This window comes from Psychrobacter sp. H25, from assembly GCF_059076335.1.
Genome location: NZ_JCACRV010000001.1, coordinates 47,266 through 62,229 on the forward strand (window position 1 = coordinate 47,266; position 14,964 = coordinate 62,229).

At 43.7% G+C, this 14,964-nt stretch carries 13 protein-coding genes; 3 read left to right on the top strand and 10 right to left on the bottom strand.

Annotated elements, in window-relative coordinates; genetic code table 11:
* Positions 1-82: 82 nt before the first annotated feature.
* The 6 genes from AC5JPO_RS00210 to AC5JPO_RS00235 all read right to left on the bottom strand — a co-directional run bounded on the left by AC5JPO_RS00210 (position 83) and on the right by AC5JPO_RS00235 (position 7,118).
* Positions 83-1,147 carry an HpcH/HpaI aldolase/citrate lyase family protein gene (locus AC5JPO_RS00210; protein ID WP_493842873.1) on the bottom strand — a complete coding sequence of 355 codons (1,065 nt, stop codon included), beginning with the start codon at positions 1,145-1,147 and terminating at the stop codon, positions 83-85.
* A gap of 70 nt (positions 1,148-1,217) precedes the next feature.
* Positions 1,218-2,399 (bottom strand): cysteine protease StiP domain-containing protein, encoded by a 1,182-nt coding sequence (locus AC5JPO_RS00215; protein WP_493852982.1) that lies wholly within the window; start codon positions 2,397-2,399, stop codon positions 1,218-1,220.
* A 75-nt stretch (positions 2,400-2,474) separates the two neighbouring features.
* Complete coding sequence (locus AC5JPO_RS00220) at positions 2,475-3,305, bottom strand: HAD hydrolase family protein (RefSeq protein WP_493852119.1); 831 nt, start codon at positions 3,303-3,305, stop codon at positions 2,475-2,477.
* Positions 3,306-3,347: 42 nt separating this feature from the next.
* The gene (locus tag AC5JPO_RS00225; RefSeq protein ID WP_493852118.1) at positions 3,348-4,685 is read right to left on the bottom strand and encodes a phosphoribosyltransferase domain-containing protein; all 1,338 of its coding nucleotides are present in this window, start codon (positions 4,683-4,685) and stop codon (positions 3,348-3,350) included.
* Between the two features lie 48 nt (positions 4,686-4,733).
* Complete coding sequence (locus AC5JPO_RS00230) at positions 4,734-5,822, bottom strand: NYN domain-containing protein (protein WP_319050560.1); 1,089 nt, start codon at positions 5,820-5,822, stop codon at positions 4,734-4,736.
* Positions 5,823-5,882: 60 nt separating this feature from the next.
* The gene (locus AC5JPO_RS00235; RefSeq protein ID WP_443526206.1) at positions 5,883-7,118 is read right to left on the bottom strand and encodes a S1 family peptidase; all 1,236 of its coding nucleotides are present in this window, start codon (positions 7,116-7,118) and stop codon (positions 5,883-5,885) included.
* A gap of 793 nt (positions 7,119-7,911) precedes the next feature.
* Here AC5JPO_RS00235 and AC5JPO_RS00240 point away from each other — a divergent pair.
* On the top strand, positions 7,912-8,619 hold the full coding sequence (locus AC5JPO_RS00240) for a hypothetical protein (RefSeq protein WP_443526208.1): 708 nt from the start codon (positions 7,912-7,914) through the stop codon (positions 8,617-8,619).
* A gap of 122 nt (positions 8,620-8,741) precedes the next feature.
* Positions 8,742-9,482 carry an MHYT domain-containing protein gene (locus AC5JPO_RS00245; RefSeq protein ID WP_493852117.1) on the top strand — a complete coding sequence of 247 codons (741 nt, stop codon included), beginning with the start codon at positions 8,742-8,744 and terminating at the stop codon, positions 9,480-9,482.
* Between the two features lie 164 nt (positions 9,483-9,646).
* Here the strand turns inward: AC5JPO_RS00245 and AC5JPO_RS00250 are convergent, their stop codons facing one another.
* Complete coding sequence (locus AC5JPO_RS00250; protein WP_493852116.1) at positions 9,647-10,786, bottom strand: ATP-grasp domain-containing protein; 1,140 nt, start codon at positions 10,784-10,786, stop codon at positions 9,647-9,649.
* 294 nt (positions 10,787-11,080) lie between these two features.
* On the opposite strand from AC5JPO_RS00250, the gene AC5JPO_RS00255 reads away from it, so the two are divergent.
* Positions 11,081-12,355, top strand: a complete 1,275-nt coding sequence (locus AC5JPO_RS00255) for a TerD family protein (RefSeq protein ID WP_493852115.1) — start codon at positions 11,081-11,083, stop codon at positions 12,353-12,355.
* A gap of 149 nt (positions 12,356-12,504) precedes the next feature.
* Here the strand turns inward: AC5JPO_RS00255 and AC5JPO_RS00260 are convergent, their stop codons facing one another.
* The 3 genes from AC5JPO_RS00260 to AC5JPO_RS00270 form a co-directional block, all read right to left on the bottom strand.
* Positions 12,505-13,113, bottom strand: coding sequence for a TerD family protein (locus AC5JPO_RS00260; protein WP_319050553.1), 609 nt, complete (start codon positions 13,111-13,113; stop codon positions 12,505-12,507).
* Positions 13,114-13,173: 60 nt separating this feature from the next.
* A complete protein-coding gene (locus tag AC5JPO_RS00265; RefSeq protein ID WP_319050552.1) occupies positions 13,174-13,926 on the bottom strand; it encodes a TIGR00266 family protein in 753 nt (250 codons plus the stop codon).
* Between the two features lie 164 nt (positions 13,927-14,090).
* Entirely contained in the window at positions 14,091-14,666 is a 576-nt protein-coding gene (locus AC5JPO_RS00270) for a TerD family protein (RefSeq protein ID WP_319050551.1), read from the bottom strand.
* Positions 14,667-14,964 lie beyond the last annotated feature (298 nt).

A 14,964-nucleotide genomic window follows, 5' to 3' on the forward strand; every position in this document is an offset into this window, starting at 1 on the left:
ACTCAATAACCTAACAAAAAAGCCGCTATCGCTTATGTGGTATCGGCTTTTTTTTACTGTAGATATAATAAGCAGTGGAGGACTAGCGCCGTGAGCTATATGGCGTATGTCCATCATCAATGGTACCAAAAGCTTCTGCACGGTTGACAACTTCGGTGGCCCATGCCCGATGGGTCGCGGGCTCTAGCATGGTGTTGTTATATTTAAACACCGCTTTTGCGTCAGTATGTAGAATGGCTTGTGCTTCATCTAATGTGCTGAGTGGCACGCAGTAAGCTTGCTGCACTAAGGCGATTTGACTCGGATGAATGACCGTTTTGCCCACTAGACCTAAGCTGACATCATGGTTTAGCTCTTGCATGAACAGTGTTGGCTGATCCAGATATTCAAATACAGGCGCGCTCAGATAAAACCCATGCGGCACGAAACAGCCAAGCAGCTGATAGGCTAGGGTACCGATAGGCGTATCATAGATAATGCTGTTTTTTGGTCGACGTAGACGCAGTGCTGCAAATAGATCATTACCACCAATACGGAGTGCAAATACAGGCTGACTAAAGGCCTCCTTAAAAGCAATGGCCAGCTCTTGGTTATGATGCGGACTAAACAGCGCGGCAGTTTCGAGTGTGGGCATGAGTAGATGGTCGATACTGAGGTTCTGACAAGCCATCCGCCAGTTCGATAAGCTATACATATCGACCTTTGGCATAACAAAACCGTCGATCAGGTCGATATGAGCATAGTCCGCCAGTTGTTGTAGCATCGATGGACTACGCGGACGTATAAAGACCAATGGTCGCGTTGGATGCTGTGCGTGAATAGCAGCGGCTCTAGAGGGCGCATTGATGCTGTTGACATGTTCAGCCCAAGTATCCAGCAGTATACGCAAGCGCTCAAGTGCCAGCTCAACGTCTTCATGACTGACAGCATCCTCTAGGCAAATAATAATACTGTTGATCGTAGGTAGCTTGTCGCGCTTGATGACTTGCCAAATATCTTGCCGAGTAGCAGGCATGTATAGACTAGCACCCAGCTGATAGGGATGATGCGTATGCGGTCTGACCATCGCATGACGCTCAGTAATCAGATGCGCATAAGACTGGGTATCGTGGTAAAGCTCTGACTCATTGTGTTTGGTATCTGACATAGTTGGCATCATAAATAGAGGAATAAGGGGCAAGCGTTCAATCATGCGAGATGAATTTGTGCTACAGGTATTAACGGTCTTTCGTGCGTTGCTTGATCAGAGTGATGGCTTGATAAGGCAGTATTTTATCACCTAATACGTCAATAGTGATGCCTCGTTGCTCACATAAATGACGCAGTAGTACGGTATCGGGATGCGCCGCGGTCGCGAGCAATATACGCTCCGGATCACGGCGCAAGATAGCGCGCGTCGCCTCGGCGATAGTTGGCTTAATACGGTTGCGATTAGTGATGCCATAGTCTGCTGCGAGCGTATCTATCAATGCAGCTGTCTGGTAGCGCGGCTGCTGATAGGTTGGCAAACACTCTGGTGGCGCGGTCAGTGAGCGTCTCGCTGCATCGACATGATCGATAAATGCCAAGCTATGATCTGCCTCTATCAAATCCTCATAAAAAACACTGCGATGAAGACCTGATTGCGGCTCGGTATATAAGCTGCGCGAAATCAGGCCTGATACGGTGCTATTTAACAAGCCTGATGGAATTAACCAATCTTCTGCGCTCGCCGCGAGCCAAGCAACGCCCGCCGGATCGGCAAGAGTCAATAGCGGAATAACATTCGCGCCTTGGTGAAAAATATTGGCAAAATTGGCATGAGACGTATCGCTAAATACGTCTAAGCTGCGCGCAAGCTCCTTATAAATCGCGCCTTTACCTGTCCAGCCATCGACGAATACAATCGGACTGTTTGGGTACGCGTCCAGCAGCATTTGCAGCGCCGCAGGATCAAGCCCGCGATCACGGATGATACTGATACCATAATGCTTGCTTGGTAGATAGTAGCTGCTATCTGTGTCCGACAGCGCACGCTGCAATAGTACGCCAATCGGCAGACCTGCCCGTACCAAGCTCACCAAGACCAGCGGATGCTCATCACTGACATCATGACCAAAGACATCATGTATGGTGTGCGCTAAGTGTGCGATATCAGTTGCGGCTCTCTCACTACCTTGCGCCAACGCTTGACGGTATAGCTGCTCGTGCATCGCGGTAGGCGCTTGCTCTAAGGTCAACATGTCAGAGTAGTGACGTTGCCCACTTTGAATGAGTGCCTCTTTTTGACTGACCTGCACATCGGCAACAGCATCTTTATCGACGATATTGAGTAGGACCGTCACATCGCTTGCAAGATAGCTGCCTGAGCCGTAGTTGTTTAGATTGGCTCTATGGGTCTGTATATTAGGTAAAGTCATAGTATGAATAATGGCACTTGTGATGATAATGAGGTTATGTGTCTGTTTTTTTAACTGATTGTTTAGCCCAAAAAATTAAATAGATGGCTCAGACTGATAGTGTTCATGCATCTGACCGCGGCTTGGCATACCGTACCAGTCAAGCAGTTGCAGAAAAGGTAAGTCCGCCAAGCTATCACCAAAGCCAAAACTGGGACGCTGATGATCTAAATAATTGTCTAACAAAAACTGTACGGCATGATGCTTGTGAACCGCATGGGGCAATATCGCTAGATTATTGGCATTGACATGCACATAAAAATCTTGCTCAAAATCACGTATTAACGTGGGCAGTTTTTTGGCCAAATCTATTAACGCTTGATGGTCTTTTTGCGCGTGTTTGATCGCTAAATAAATGGTTAATTCTTCCTCGACAGAGCCATTGTTAAAGCAATCAATATGTGGCGTAAATACCAACTGGCTTTGCTCATTTTTGCTATGACTAGCAAATAGCTCGCTCAGTTGGTTTAACTTATCTTGCAATGGTGCAAGCTTGCTATACATAAGCTGCTGCCATTTGCTTAGTAGCTGCCCATCAGCCGTTAAAATAATGGCACCATGAGTCAATACTTGCCAACTGTCGAACGGTAATTTAACACGCTTAATTTCACTACGATCACGCGCCGTCACGACTATTAGGTCGGTACTAGCCAGTAACCAGTTAAAAAAGCTCGCTTGGCGCTGACTCATAAAGCTGAGTGGTTCATCTTGCTTGTTAACCGTCGCACATACTAAGTTTTCAATTTCAGCAGTAGGCAAATTCCATGCGTCGATTTTACGTTGGGTTTGAAAAAGTGTATCGTCCAAATCCATTAGCGCGTAAGGCTTAATGATATCGGGGTTAGGCTTGAAAAATGGGATAGTCATGACGTCGTCCATAAACAGGAAATATGAAGGTGAAAGAATGGTTTAAGTCGTCGGACTGACCACCAAAACATTATCCAAACCGCGCCACATCGCATCGACGCTATCAGCAGCCGTTTCTACACACAACACAATCAAGTCCCAATCACTGGGCTCAACATTATAAGCAAAGTTGGTCATGCCCAGTCCGTAATTATCATGAAAGCTCAGTATGTTAGTAATAGCACCGCCAAGCGCAATCGGTGAGCGTGTCAATGCACTAAATTTAACAATAGCATCCCTGTCAGCTTTGAGGTTTTGAGACGCTGCCTCAAGCCATTCGGCTAATAAAAACGGCAACCACACAAACTCGTTGCTGCCCAATACCAATATTTTCTTGGGCAGTTGACTCACATCAAAGCGGTCTTGATTATAGAAGCCTGCAAATGTAGCCTTAAAACTTGAAAGATAGTTATCAAACCCATTTGTGCTATCGAGCGTGGGGAAACGTCCCCAGTTGCCCGTAAACCCAAGCGCCTGACTACCTGCTGCAGTAGTATCAACCGATGGCATAGTGATAGGCTCTGGGTTAGGCGCATCGGTCCATTGCCATGCACCAGAAAGCAGATGATGACGATGAAACTCAATACCAATCAAACGATCCGCCATACGCGCAGGCTGAGCGCCATTTGTCTGCTGGTTTGTATTCTCTTGATCCAATGACCAATCAACCAGAGTTGTTAGATGCACTTGCTCTAATTGTATCAGACCTGCATCACGTAAAGCTGTGACGACATTAACACAGGTATTGCCTGTTGACGCTTCGTCATCGACCATGATTAGCGTTTTGCTAGTGAGCAGTTGTGCTTGTGTGATGCTATCTGTACTTTGATAAATCAAATGCTGGCTGGCATGACTGTGGTCTTCACAAAAAGTCGTGAATAACGAGTTAGTATCGCTTTGTTCACCCTGATCAAGGCTTTCATCATGTTGGGCATGACGAGTAGAGTTCAGTAGCAGCGCCTGCGGATAGCGTGTTTGTAGCGCTTGATGCACGCCTGCCGATAGACCGACCGCGGTCTCTGCCATACCAATGACTAAAATTGGCTCGGGCAAATCATTAGGAACTAAATTGGTCAAATCAGTAAACGCATTTCGCATGGTGCTGGGTGCCACGGGAATATGACGACCCAATACTTTTGAGACAAACAAAAACGCCCGTTTTGGGTTAATGCGCTGGGCAAAACCAAGCAGATCTTCTAGCTGATAGTTGTCGCTGTGTTCCAAGCTATTCTTGTTAGCCATTGAATTGGTCTGATAGGTCAGATCAAGGGTGCCACGAGGTAGGGTGATGCTGCGTTTATAGGTTTTGTTAGATGGTATATTTTGATTTGTATTATTCATTGTTTCTTGTTGTCCTATGTATTATCAGATCTCATTTATTGCTTATGTTCATTTGGCTTTATGACGTACATAGAGCGTAGAGTTTACCGTTTTGGTTTCAAATATTCTGATATTTTTAATCATGTCAGAGAGTCTGGTATAGCCATAACTTTTAGGATCTAGGGTTGAGTAATGCGTTTTCATAGCATTACCAACTATTCCAAAATTTACCCAGCGTTCGCTATCTGCATTTGGGTGATCAATGATGGAGGCGCGTAGACTATTCAATAATTTGGTATCACATTTTAAGCGTCTCTCATCCCATACTGATGTGGCATTGTCGTTTGGCGCTACACTTGAAGTTGGCAATGCATAGTTTTTTAGTTTAATAGAAATAACTTTGTTCACAGTGCGTATATCATATAACGCCATTGCTATAATTAATTCTGAAAACTTTGCATAGCCGTATCTATCTAACTTGATATTTGTATGGTGTTGTTTAATCTGGCTAGCAAGATAAGATAAATTTGACCAGCCTTTGGCAGAATTTGGGTCTTCTTTTATCAGCTTGTTTAAAACGCTAATAAGATGTGTCTGCTTCTGAAGTGCTTTGGTTGTCCATTTTTCGGGTGATGTCTTGGATTCGGTGATAGGAAGCAATGGTTTAGTCTTAATATCAAGGCTGGGCGCGTCTTTGTTTTCGCTGATGGGTAGTGTTTTTGGTAAAGTTACTAAATCTTCCACGTAGTAAAAGTTATCACAGGCTTGTGTGAACGCTTTGACGGTCTGTTGTTTGCCAAAACCAAAGACTTTAATACCGTTTTTTCTTATGCGTAGCGCCAAAGCGGTGAAATCACTATCGCTAGATACTAAGCAGAAACCGTCGTAGTGTCTACTATGTAGTAAGTCCATAGCTTCAATAACCAGACCAATATCAGTCGTATTTTTACCTTTAGCATAGGCGAAATGTTGTATTGGGTCGATAGCATGCTTTAGCAGTGCTTCTTGCCAACCTTGAATATGTACGTTGCCCCAGTCACCATAGATTTTTTTACAAGCAATGTGACCAATGCCCTCTATCTTATGTAAAATATAATTAATGTTATTAGCTGAAGCATTATCGGCATCGATAAGAACGGCTATGCTTTTGAGTTTCATTGATATAACAGTCCTTTCTTAATACCGTTTTTCTTTTGAGTTTATCATTGTAGTAGACCATTAACCCTGACAGCCAACCAGCCATAACGCGCTACGGCTTTGCTTGCTGAGTTGCGGTGTGGTCAGAGGCATATTCACAGGTGTCACGCTTGAGGTATCAGGCGTACATTCCAAGCTGATGCCAGCACTCGCAAGCAGCGCAGATAATAACTGAAATTTTACCGCATAGTTCATGTTTTGTGCGTGTTCATGGACCAGACTGGCAGTTACCATACCAACGACCTCGCCAGTTGGTAGTAATAATGGACTACCACTAGAGCCGGGTTGAATGGGCGCGGTAAACTGAAGATAACGGATATCATCATTCAAACCCGTTAGCCCTGAAATACAGCCTTGCGTCACTTGTAGTTGACTGCTGAGTCCCGATAGTGGGAATCCCAGCGTTGTAATGGTTTCACCCAATATATCACTACACTGCTGCGCCAATGGAATATAGTGAGGCAATGGGTCGCTAACTCTGATAATAGCGGAGTCGCTACCGATATCGCTGAGTACCACTTGTGCCTCGCGGTCGGGCTGACCCTGCTGGCGTATACCAATCATTTGGGCTGACTCGATTACATGATAACAGGTAAGCAGGTGATACGGATCAATGGCAAATGCCGTGCCTGTCCACGTCTCACCTGACTGCACTTGACGAGGCGTACGCACTTCGTTATTAGGACGCGCTTGCTGTTGTTGGGCCTCCATAATACGTGTATGTGTATCAGGTGGTCGCATATCGAGACTGACCTGTGCGCGCCGCTCAAGACTTGCCAATCCTTGGGTCGATGATTCACCAAGCGCCCGACATTTGAATTGTCCATTACGCTGATATATCTCTAAGATGATAGCGGCTTTCACGTGACGTTCGCGCGCCGTAAAGTCATAGCGAAGGGCACCATCATCGATTGTTAAGCAAACATCCTTTAGCTCAACCGCAGGTAGGTTGAGATTAGGATCAAGATAAACATAGGCAATCAGCTGTAAAAAATAAACGCCTTTTTTATCAAATAATGTAGGTAAGTCAAGCTGCCATATATTTGGGTCTTTTGAATTATTTATTGTCGCCCAGTCTTTCGATTCATGCAGATAGGCTGGGCTACAAACCGCTTTGCGATTCGCATCTAGAGGCAGCCATAGTAGCCCAAGCTGCTGTCCAAATTTAAGCGGGGTGGTAGTAGAGAAGGTAATCGAGCACTGCGCGTTTGTGATAAAGGTGTTGGCGCCTAACACGAGCGCGGTCTGTGCTGTCATCGTATAGTCCTAATTGATTTTTTATTTATCCACACGGTCATTATAGTGTTGAATGTAGTTGTACTAGTGACATAAAAAGTAGTGCTCATACATCATGATATAAATAGAAAATTAAAAGTATCGCTATATTTTAGAATAAGCAGCATGTTTATCTACTAGCAACGGCGATCTATGGCAAGTACAAATGACAGAGATCAAAGTATGTATAGAAGACAGCACAATAATAACGCTAAAACATTGTATTAAGTAGACTAATGTTTGTTTATATAGCAAATAGCCATCTATCGGATATAGTCACCATCCATCGGACAATCTATCAATAAGTCTTGCTTGACTAGATAAATATCATGATAATGCGATTAAAATTCATTACTGTTTAGTAACTTTATTGCAGATTACTGTTAACAAGGTAAATAGAGACGCTATAAAGTAACCACTTACTAAGTACTAATTAACCACCTACTTGAAGTACTCAAGACCAGCCGTTCCAATCTTATCTTAAAGCTCACTTTTTATCTTTAACTATACGAAAAGCTAAAAGTTGCCCAGCTGCAAGTAATGCCATGTTTGATAACTATGCCTACACTTTTATCAGTTATTAAAAATAAGACGGTTTAGTCATTCTATGCTGAATAGCATGGTTAAAAAAGAATTTTACATATCGCCTTTCCATAATATCTATATTGCACAACAGTCAATGGTATAGGAGCTCGATGCTTCCATTAGACATGCTGCCTGATATATAAATGGTTCGGTATAGCAGCTTAGTCGTATTTTAGAAAAGGAGTGACCTTTGAAATTTTCTTGTGCATTAGAGACGTCTTCTGAACGTGTCCGTTTGGTTAATGTCATCTCGCCACTTATCAAAGCGGGCTATCAACTTGTCTCCCAAAGACAAGAGTCGTCAGGAAATGGTGGCAATATCATCCACGTCATTGCGAGAAGTATGAGCTCCAAGACACAAGAAGAACTAATCGATGATCTTTCTTCGATTGAAGGGTGCACGCTTTTTAATTTAGAAATAGATGACGAGAGTAGCTCATCAACCGCGCCTGCACAAAAGGTTTTAGACGAAAAAAGTGTTCTATCCGCCATTGGTGCCTATTATCCTAAGATAGCAGACATTGTTAGCGAGTATGAGGCAAGCCTACCTTTTGATCGCCGTGTAACAGCGTTGCAAGAGTTGGGACGCAAGGTGGGTGGCGGTATTTATCAGCGAGATTATTCACTGGGTAGCCCATTAAAAATGCCCAAGACAATCAGTCGTGAGCTTGTGCCAGCACTGAAAGGGTTGTCCAAAATTAAAGCAAAAGACAATGTCATTTATTTAATCAAATGTCCATTTTGCAAGTCGGCAAACCACAATCATTCAGGGTGCCACTTTGTTGTGGGATATATAGAAGGGTTTTTGGCAAGTAACCCTGCTGTAGATAGGGTGCAAGTCGAAGAGACTAATTGCGGCGCCAGTAGTACCAATATTTGCGAATTTACCATCGGGTAGGTCAGCACGACGCATAGATAACTCACTGTCTATGTAAACCAATAACGAGCGTATGATGTCCTGCAGTTGATCCAAATCAGTGTTATATGGCTCAGTTTTTATTAAACACAAAAGGCAAAAAAATGATTGAAGTTGAATATAACTTACTTTTGGTATTGGTCTCTTATGCCATTGCAGTATTAGGCTCTTATGTTGGTTTAAATCTTGCCATTCGAGTACCCTCTGCAAAACCAGGTTCAGACCTTTATTTTTGGGTTGCGCTATCTTCGATTGCGATTGGTGGTGCTATTTGGTCGATGCATTATATTGGCATGATGGCAGTCGATATGAAGATGCCAGTTACGTATGATTTAGGTCTGACGATTGTCTCGATGTTGCTGGCTGTTGGCTTTGTGGCTGTGGGAATTATCATTGTAGGACGCGGCGACTCTAGCACCGGTAGATTGCTCGGCGGTGGTGTTTTGACAGGTCTGGGTGTTGCAGCCATGCACTATACTGGTATGGCTTCGATGCAAATGGATGCGACTATGTCATACAACATACCGCTTCTGATTACATCTATTGTGATTGCTATCGTGGCTGCCATTGCGGCACTATGGCTGGCCTTCAATCTACGCGGTACGCTACAGCGTTTTGGTAGTGCGTTTATTATGGGTATCGCCGTTTGCGGTATGCATTACGTTGGTATGGCAGCGATGGAGATGAATATGACTGGTAATATGATGGATATGGGTTATACGCATGACAGTGCTATATCTTCATCGATTATGATTTTTATCGGTTCGGCTATCATATTGGGCTTGTTGTGGTTTATTGCATCTAAGAATGCACCTAAAAAAGCAACACTGGTATTTGGTGACTAGTTTTAAGTTGCTGTTTTGCTATTGATATAACAAGAATACAGCATAAAGGGTTTTAGATGATTATCTAAAACCCTTTTTTTGTGGCTACTTTTTGAGCCTACTAATGTGGTTATTGACACGTCGTATTTTTAAGTATGCAATCAGGCACTCAGCAGCATCTTCAGTTACTCAGTAGTGTCGTCAATTTTGACACTCACCATGATAGAGCGTACTTGACACGGTTCTATTTGCCGTGTGATATCAGCCAGCTTTGGTTTATCGGTTAAACCAAGCCAATAGCCAAAACCGACTTGCGTCAAATCGATCCCGCTATGCGTGGTGTAACCAATACCACCAGATGGGCGGCTATTAATCTCAAGGACGCGGTGCTGTCCGTCATCATCGGCTTTGGTTTGTACACTCACGATACCGTCACAGCCAAAGGCTTTAATCAATGGAATAACCACATCCATGACTGATTGCTCATAGCCAATATGCTGGATCTTGCCTGTCTTATAGCGAGTAACGGCCGCTAGTACTTCACCATATTCACAGACCACATCGATTGAGTACTCTTGGCCTGATAGATAAGGCATAAGCAGCATAGGGATAGGGCGCTTATGTACCATTACGCTATTGTTGTAAGCATTAATAAACTGCGCGGTATTTATTTTTTTCTCTTCAGTAAAGTATAAATGCTCAAAGCTATCGTAAGCACTGTCTTCAGACTTGCCTGTATCCAAGCGCCAAAATCCTTGGGCAAAAATACCGACGACAGGTTTGACGCATAGGGGCTGATGACCGTGTTCAGCGAGTAAAGCCTCAAGCTCAGCGGTATTGTCAAAGCGCCAAGCATCAGCGACAGGAATACTGTGCTCATGACACTGCTGCATAAAGGCAAATTTATCCTCGATTGACTCCAATGCCGCAACGCTCATTGCCCCTGTTAGCAAACGAATACCCGCCGCATCAAATATCTCACGGTGTGTTTCGTAATCAATGCCATTACGCCCAGTCAGCAATACTTTGACATTGTTTGCTTTGGCGTGCTCTAAGACAAATTGCCAGCGCGGCGTAGCTGATGCACTCATTGCTTGCGCTTCATCATTGATAAATGATTCAGACGGCTCACGATAGATCTTATCAGCAAATTCAAAAATCTCAGGACGGTTGTGACGGTGTGAGGCAATAATATTAAAAGAGTCGTTTAACTGGTTTTTTAGAGTCTGCAGGCTCTCTAACATATCGCGCTGGCTGGACTGACCTTCAGCTAACCAAGCAGCTACTGGTGTGGAGTGGGCGCTATCGTTAGCAAGGTTATTCATAATTTTCTCAGCGTTATCATTGTGTGTAGGAAACAGGATCAATCAGCATTGCTACCGCAAAACTGGTAGTAATAAGGGCAAGACGATATCATCTAGCAGCATGTATTATATACAAATGGCGCCTCTTATAAATGCCTCTCGTGAAATAGTCACATGGGTTTTTCAGAGTGTTTTTGTGACTCAAAGTATGATTGCTCGGTTCAAAACTCTCATAATATCCATGCTACTATATGACGATGATGGACATAGTAATCAAAACGACAACGAGATAATAAATAATCCAAAGGACAGATAATGAGTCAAGTGCAACCTCAAACATTAGTGGCAGGTGCCAATGCACCGCTACCAACTGACAATATCAGTATTCGTATCTTGAGCCAAAGCGCTATCGACTGCGCGGCGTATCGCCTAACCACAGATGGCAAAGTACGCGGCGATGGCGATATGATATTTTATGGACAGACCCGTAGCGATGATGGCAGCGTTAGCTTTCGTGGTCACGATAGTGATGGGTTTTTTGATATCAACTTACCTGCACAACCTACGAGTATCGAAAAAATCGCTTTGGCATTTTCTAGCGCGCAGGCATTGGCCCAAGTTGGCGACGTGGATATTCAAGTCCTACAAGGCAGTCAGGTACTCATGAGTTGCCAATTGAGTGCTGCTGGGCGTAACGAAAAAGCCATTATTTTGGCGGAGTGCTACCGTCGTCAGGGTAGTTGGAAGTTTCGTTTTATTGCTCAAGGATTTGAAGGTGGGTTAAAACCGTTGTCTGAACATTTCGGAGTCGAAATCGCAGATGAGGCACCAGCGCCGCAGCAAAACCCTGTACAAAATCAGTCGCAACCAATCAATACGCAGCGACCTATCAATACGCAAAAAGCAGGCAACACCTCTCAAGCGAGTACTCCGCCACCGATTCCTACCAGTCCGTCGATTAATCTAAGCAAAATTACGTTAACCAAAAACCAATCGAGCATCAATCTTAAAAAACGCGATAATTTTGGTAAGATTTCAGTGAACTTAGACTGGAACCAACGTCCAGAGAGTAACAAATCAGCTCCCAAAAAAGGCATCCTAGGAGATCTATTTAAACAGCATCAAGCGAGCGGTATTGATCTCGATGTTGGCGCAATGATCCATCTAAAGAACGGCGAAAAAACCTTGATTCAAGCGTTGGGTGACCGTTTTGGTAGTCTGCAATCAGCGCCATATGTGTGCTTGCGAGCCGATGATAGAACGGGGCAGGTGAGTGGCGGTGAGTGGCTCGATATCAATGGTCAGCAGTGGTCACAGATTGAGGAGGTGTTTATTTTTGCCTTTATTTATGAAGGCGCGCCAAACTGGGAAAAAACCGATGGTGTTGTGACCATTCATGTACCGGACCAGTCACCGATTGAGACCCGTCTAACAGAAGGGGCTGGTAACTTGCCGATGTGTGCAATTGCGCGTTTGGTCAATCAGCAAGGTAGTATCAATGTTGAACGTATCAATCAATACTTTAAAGGCCATCAAGAAATGGATAAAGCCTTCAACTGGGGTTTTAGTTGGAAGCGTGGACGTAAGTAATGGCTTGAACCATACTACTCGAAAAAATCCCGTTGCTACAAAAGCGAATGGGCAAATAAGAAAGCCCGTCTGTGAATAGACGGGCTTTCTTATTATAAAATGAGTCAATAAATCAGATAAATTATTATCCAATCAAAATATCAAGTCAATTATGCATGTGGTGTAATAGCAGGCATCAAGTCATGGAAGGTACGACCAGAGGCAGTTTCACCAATCGCATGCATTTTCCATTCGTTGTTATGACGATAGACTTTTGCCATTACCATCGCGGTATGTCCACCTTGTGCTGACAGATTATAACGTGCTACTTCGCTATTATTGTTAGCGTTAACGATACGGCAAAATGCATTCTCTACCGTTTCGAAAGTTTGACCGGTAAAGCTATTGACCGTGAATACTAGAGAGACTACATTGGCAGGGACTCTTGAGAGATCAACATTGATAACTTCATCATCACCATCGCCATCACCAGTACGGTTATCACCTGTATGGACGATACTGCCATCTTTTGACTTCAGCTGACTGAACCAAATAGCGTCAACTGCTTGTTTATTGGCATCGAACATAATGCATGAAGCGTCTAAGTCGATAGAGTCGCCGCCACTACCGCCGCCGAATAGTTTGCCTAAAAAGCCACCTTTTTTATCTTGTGGACCTTGAGCGACATCCCAGCCCAGACCTAATTTAACCTGAGTCAAATCGCCGCCAGCTTCTTTGCTTAGGGAGATTTTCTGCCCTTTTTGTAGACTAACTGCCATATGAGTATCCTTATAATAATTGTGAGTAAAAACTGCGAATAAAAACGTGATTAAAAAATGCTATAAGATATTATCTAAAAATCCGCCTCCGCCGCCGCGTCCACCTGAGCTACTGCCTAGGACGCTCTGTAACCAACCTTGATAGCTATCGCGATTGCGCGAGCAAATAATCACTTTGCCCGTTCCTGAAAAGTTCAGAACCATACCTTCGCCACTGGTTACAGAGTTGATGATATTGCTCATAATGCCTTTTTTCTTACTGGTCGAAACTGATAGTTTATACTCAAGGTTCGAGTCCCAGCAAACGACATGACCGTTATCAATGATGACATCTTTGTCTGGCGTCACCTCAATCTCAAATAGTGAGCCAAAGCCAGATACCACTACCTGTCCTTGACCTTGGGTCTGCATGACCATGAAGCCACCAGTATCCCCAAATACGGCACCGCCCAGATTACGCTGAATATTGGCTCTAATATCGACCCCTGTCTGCGCGGCAACAAACGCACCATCGCTGAGTGTATATTGTTGTTTGCCGACCTCGATGATTTGCATATCACCATCTAGCGTAGGTGCGAGCAGACAATCGCCTTCACCATTGACCGCTTCAATCTGCTGCTGAAACAATGATTCGTCATTGGCGAAACGGCGCATGAGTGACTGCATAAGTCCACCTTGGAGCTTACCTTTTAACTCAAGGTTAGACTCCATCATTACCATTGCATTGGCTTCACAATATATCGAATCGCCTTTTTTGAGATTACAGTGTAAAAAAGGCTCAATAGTACCGATCAAACTGAATGTTGCGGACATGGGTGACAAATCCTTATTCTAATATCTTTTTTAAATAGCTTTTTAGTCAGCCAATTAAATTTAAAGCCATCAAATGCGTTAAAAGGGCACACTTGATGGCTCATAATTATCGCAATTATATAATTGCGATAATTGGCTGGTCAGACGTTTACGTTATTTGAATATTATACGTTGACGCCATAAGAAGCAGCTAATGGCCCAAGACCACCACTGAAGCCTTGACCAACGGCACGGAATTTCCAGTCGCCGTTATGACGATATAGCTCACCAAAGATCATAGCCGTTTCGGTGCTACCATCTTCTGATAGGTCGTAACGAGCGATTTCAGATTCGCCATTATCGTTTACGACACGGATATAAGCATCGCCAACTTGACCAAAGTTTTGGTTACGTGCCTGACCTTCATAAATGATGGCACAAATGGCTACTTTGTTTACATCAGATGGGATGTTGGCAAGGTTGATTTTGATTTTTTCGTCATCGCCATCGCCTTCACCAGTGCGGTTGTCACCAGTGTGCTCGACAGCGCCGTTATCTGATTTTAGGTTGTTAAAAAAGATAAAATCTTGGTCATTACGGACTTTCCCTGCTTCATTGATCAAAAAGCCAATGGCATCTAAATCAAACTCTTGACCGTCAGTTGCGCGCGGATCCCAGCCTAGACCGACTGTAATGTTAGTTAAACCTGGCGCTTCTTTTGATAAGTTTACGTTGCCGCCTTTTGTTAAGCTAATAGCCATACAAATATCCTTTGGATTAATAGTTAAGTGGATTGGTTATAAAAAATAAATTAAAAGTTGTGCAGTGACTGATATATCAGCCAGAACAGCAAAAATCTGAGCTGTACGCTATATGCTGTATATCATTACGTTTTACTATACTAAGCGTTCGCTCACTAAGCAAGGCGTATTTTGTGCGCTTACTATATGCTTACCAAGGGACATAATAACCCTGCAAACTTGATACTTTTTAATCATCTTAGCAATAGTGGATAAGACATTGTTATGAAAAGTAAATGTCTAATCTAAGCAAATATAG

What these genes read in the sequence shown, in the direction of transcription:
- AC5JPO_RS00210 (WP_493842873.1), bottom strand. Translation starts at nt 1,147, where the DNA reads ATGTCAGATACCAAACACAATGAGTCAGAGCTTTACCACGATACCCAG.
- AC5JPO_RS00215 (WP_493852982.1), bottom strand. Translation starts at nt 2,399, where the DNA reads ATGACTTTACCTAATATACAGACCCATAGAGCCAATCTAAACAACTAC.
- AC5JPO_RS00220 (WP_493852119.1), bottom strand. Translation starts at nt 3,305, where the DNA reads ATGACTATCCCATTTTTCAAGCCTAACCCCGATATCATTAAGCCTTAC.
- AC5JPO_RS00225 (WP_493852118.1), bottom strand. Translation starts at nt 4,685, where the DNA reads ATGAATAATACAAATCAAAATATACCATCTAACAAAACCTATAAACGC.
- AC5JPO_RS00230 (WP_319050560.1), bottom strand. Translation starts at nt 5,822, where the DNA reads ATGAAACTCAAAAGCATAGCCGTTCTTATCGATGCCGATAATGCTTCA.
- AC5JPO_RS00235 (WP_443526206.1), bottom strand. Translation starts at nt 7,118, where the DNA reads ATGACAGCACAGACCGCGCTCGTGTTAGGCGCCAACACCTTTATCACA.
- AC5JPO_RS00245 (WP_493852117.1), top strand. Translation starts at nt 8,742, where the DNA reads ATGATTGAAGTTGAATATAACTTACTTTTGGTATTGGTCTCTTATGCC.
- AC5JPO_RS00250 (WP_493852116.1), bottom strand. Translation starts at nt 10,786, where the DNA reads ATGAATAACCTTGCTAACGATAGCGCCCACTCCACACCAGTAGCTGCT.
- AC5JPO_RS00255 (WP_493852115.1), top strand. Translation starts at nt 11,081, where the DNA reads ATGAGTCAAGTGCAACCTCAAACATTAGTGGCAGGTGCCAATGCACCG.
- AC5JPO_RS00260 (WP_319050553.1), bottom strand. Translation starts at nt 13,113, where the DNA reads ATGGCAGTTAGTCTACAAAAAGGGCAGAAAATCTCCCTAAGCAAAGAA.
- AC5JPO_RS00265 (WP_319050552.1), bottom strand. Translation starts at nt 13,926, where the DNA reads ATGTCCGCAACATTCAGTTTGATCGGTACTATTGAGCCTTTTTTACAC.
- AC5JPO_RS00270 (WP_319050551.1), bottom strand. Translation starts at nt 14,666, where the DNA reads ATGGCTATTAGCTTAACAAAAGGCGGCAACGTAAACTTATCAAAAGAA.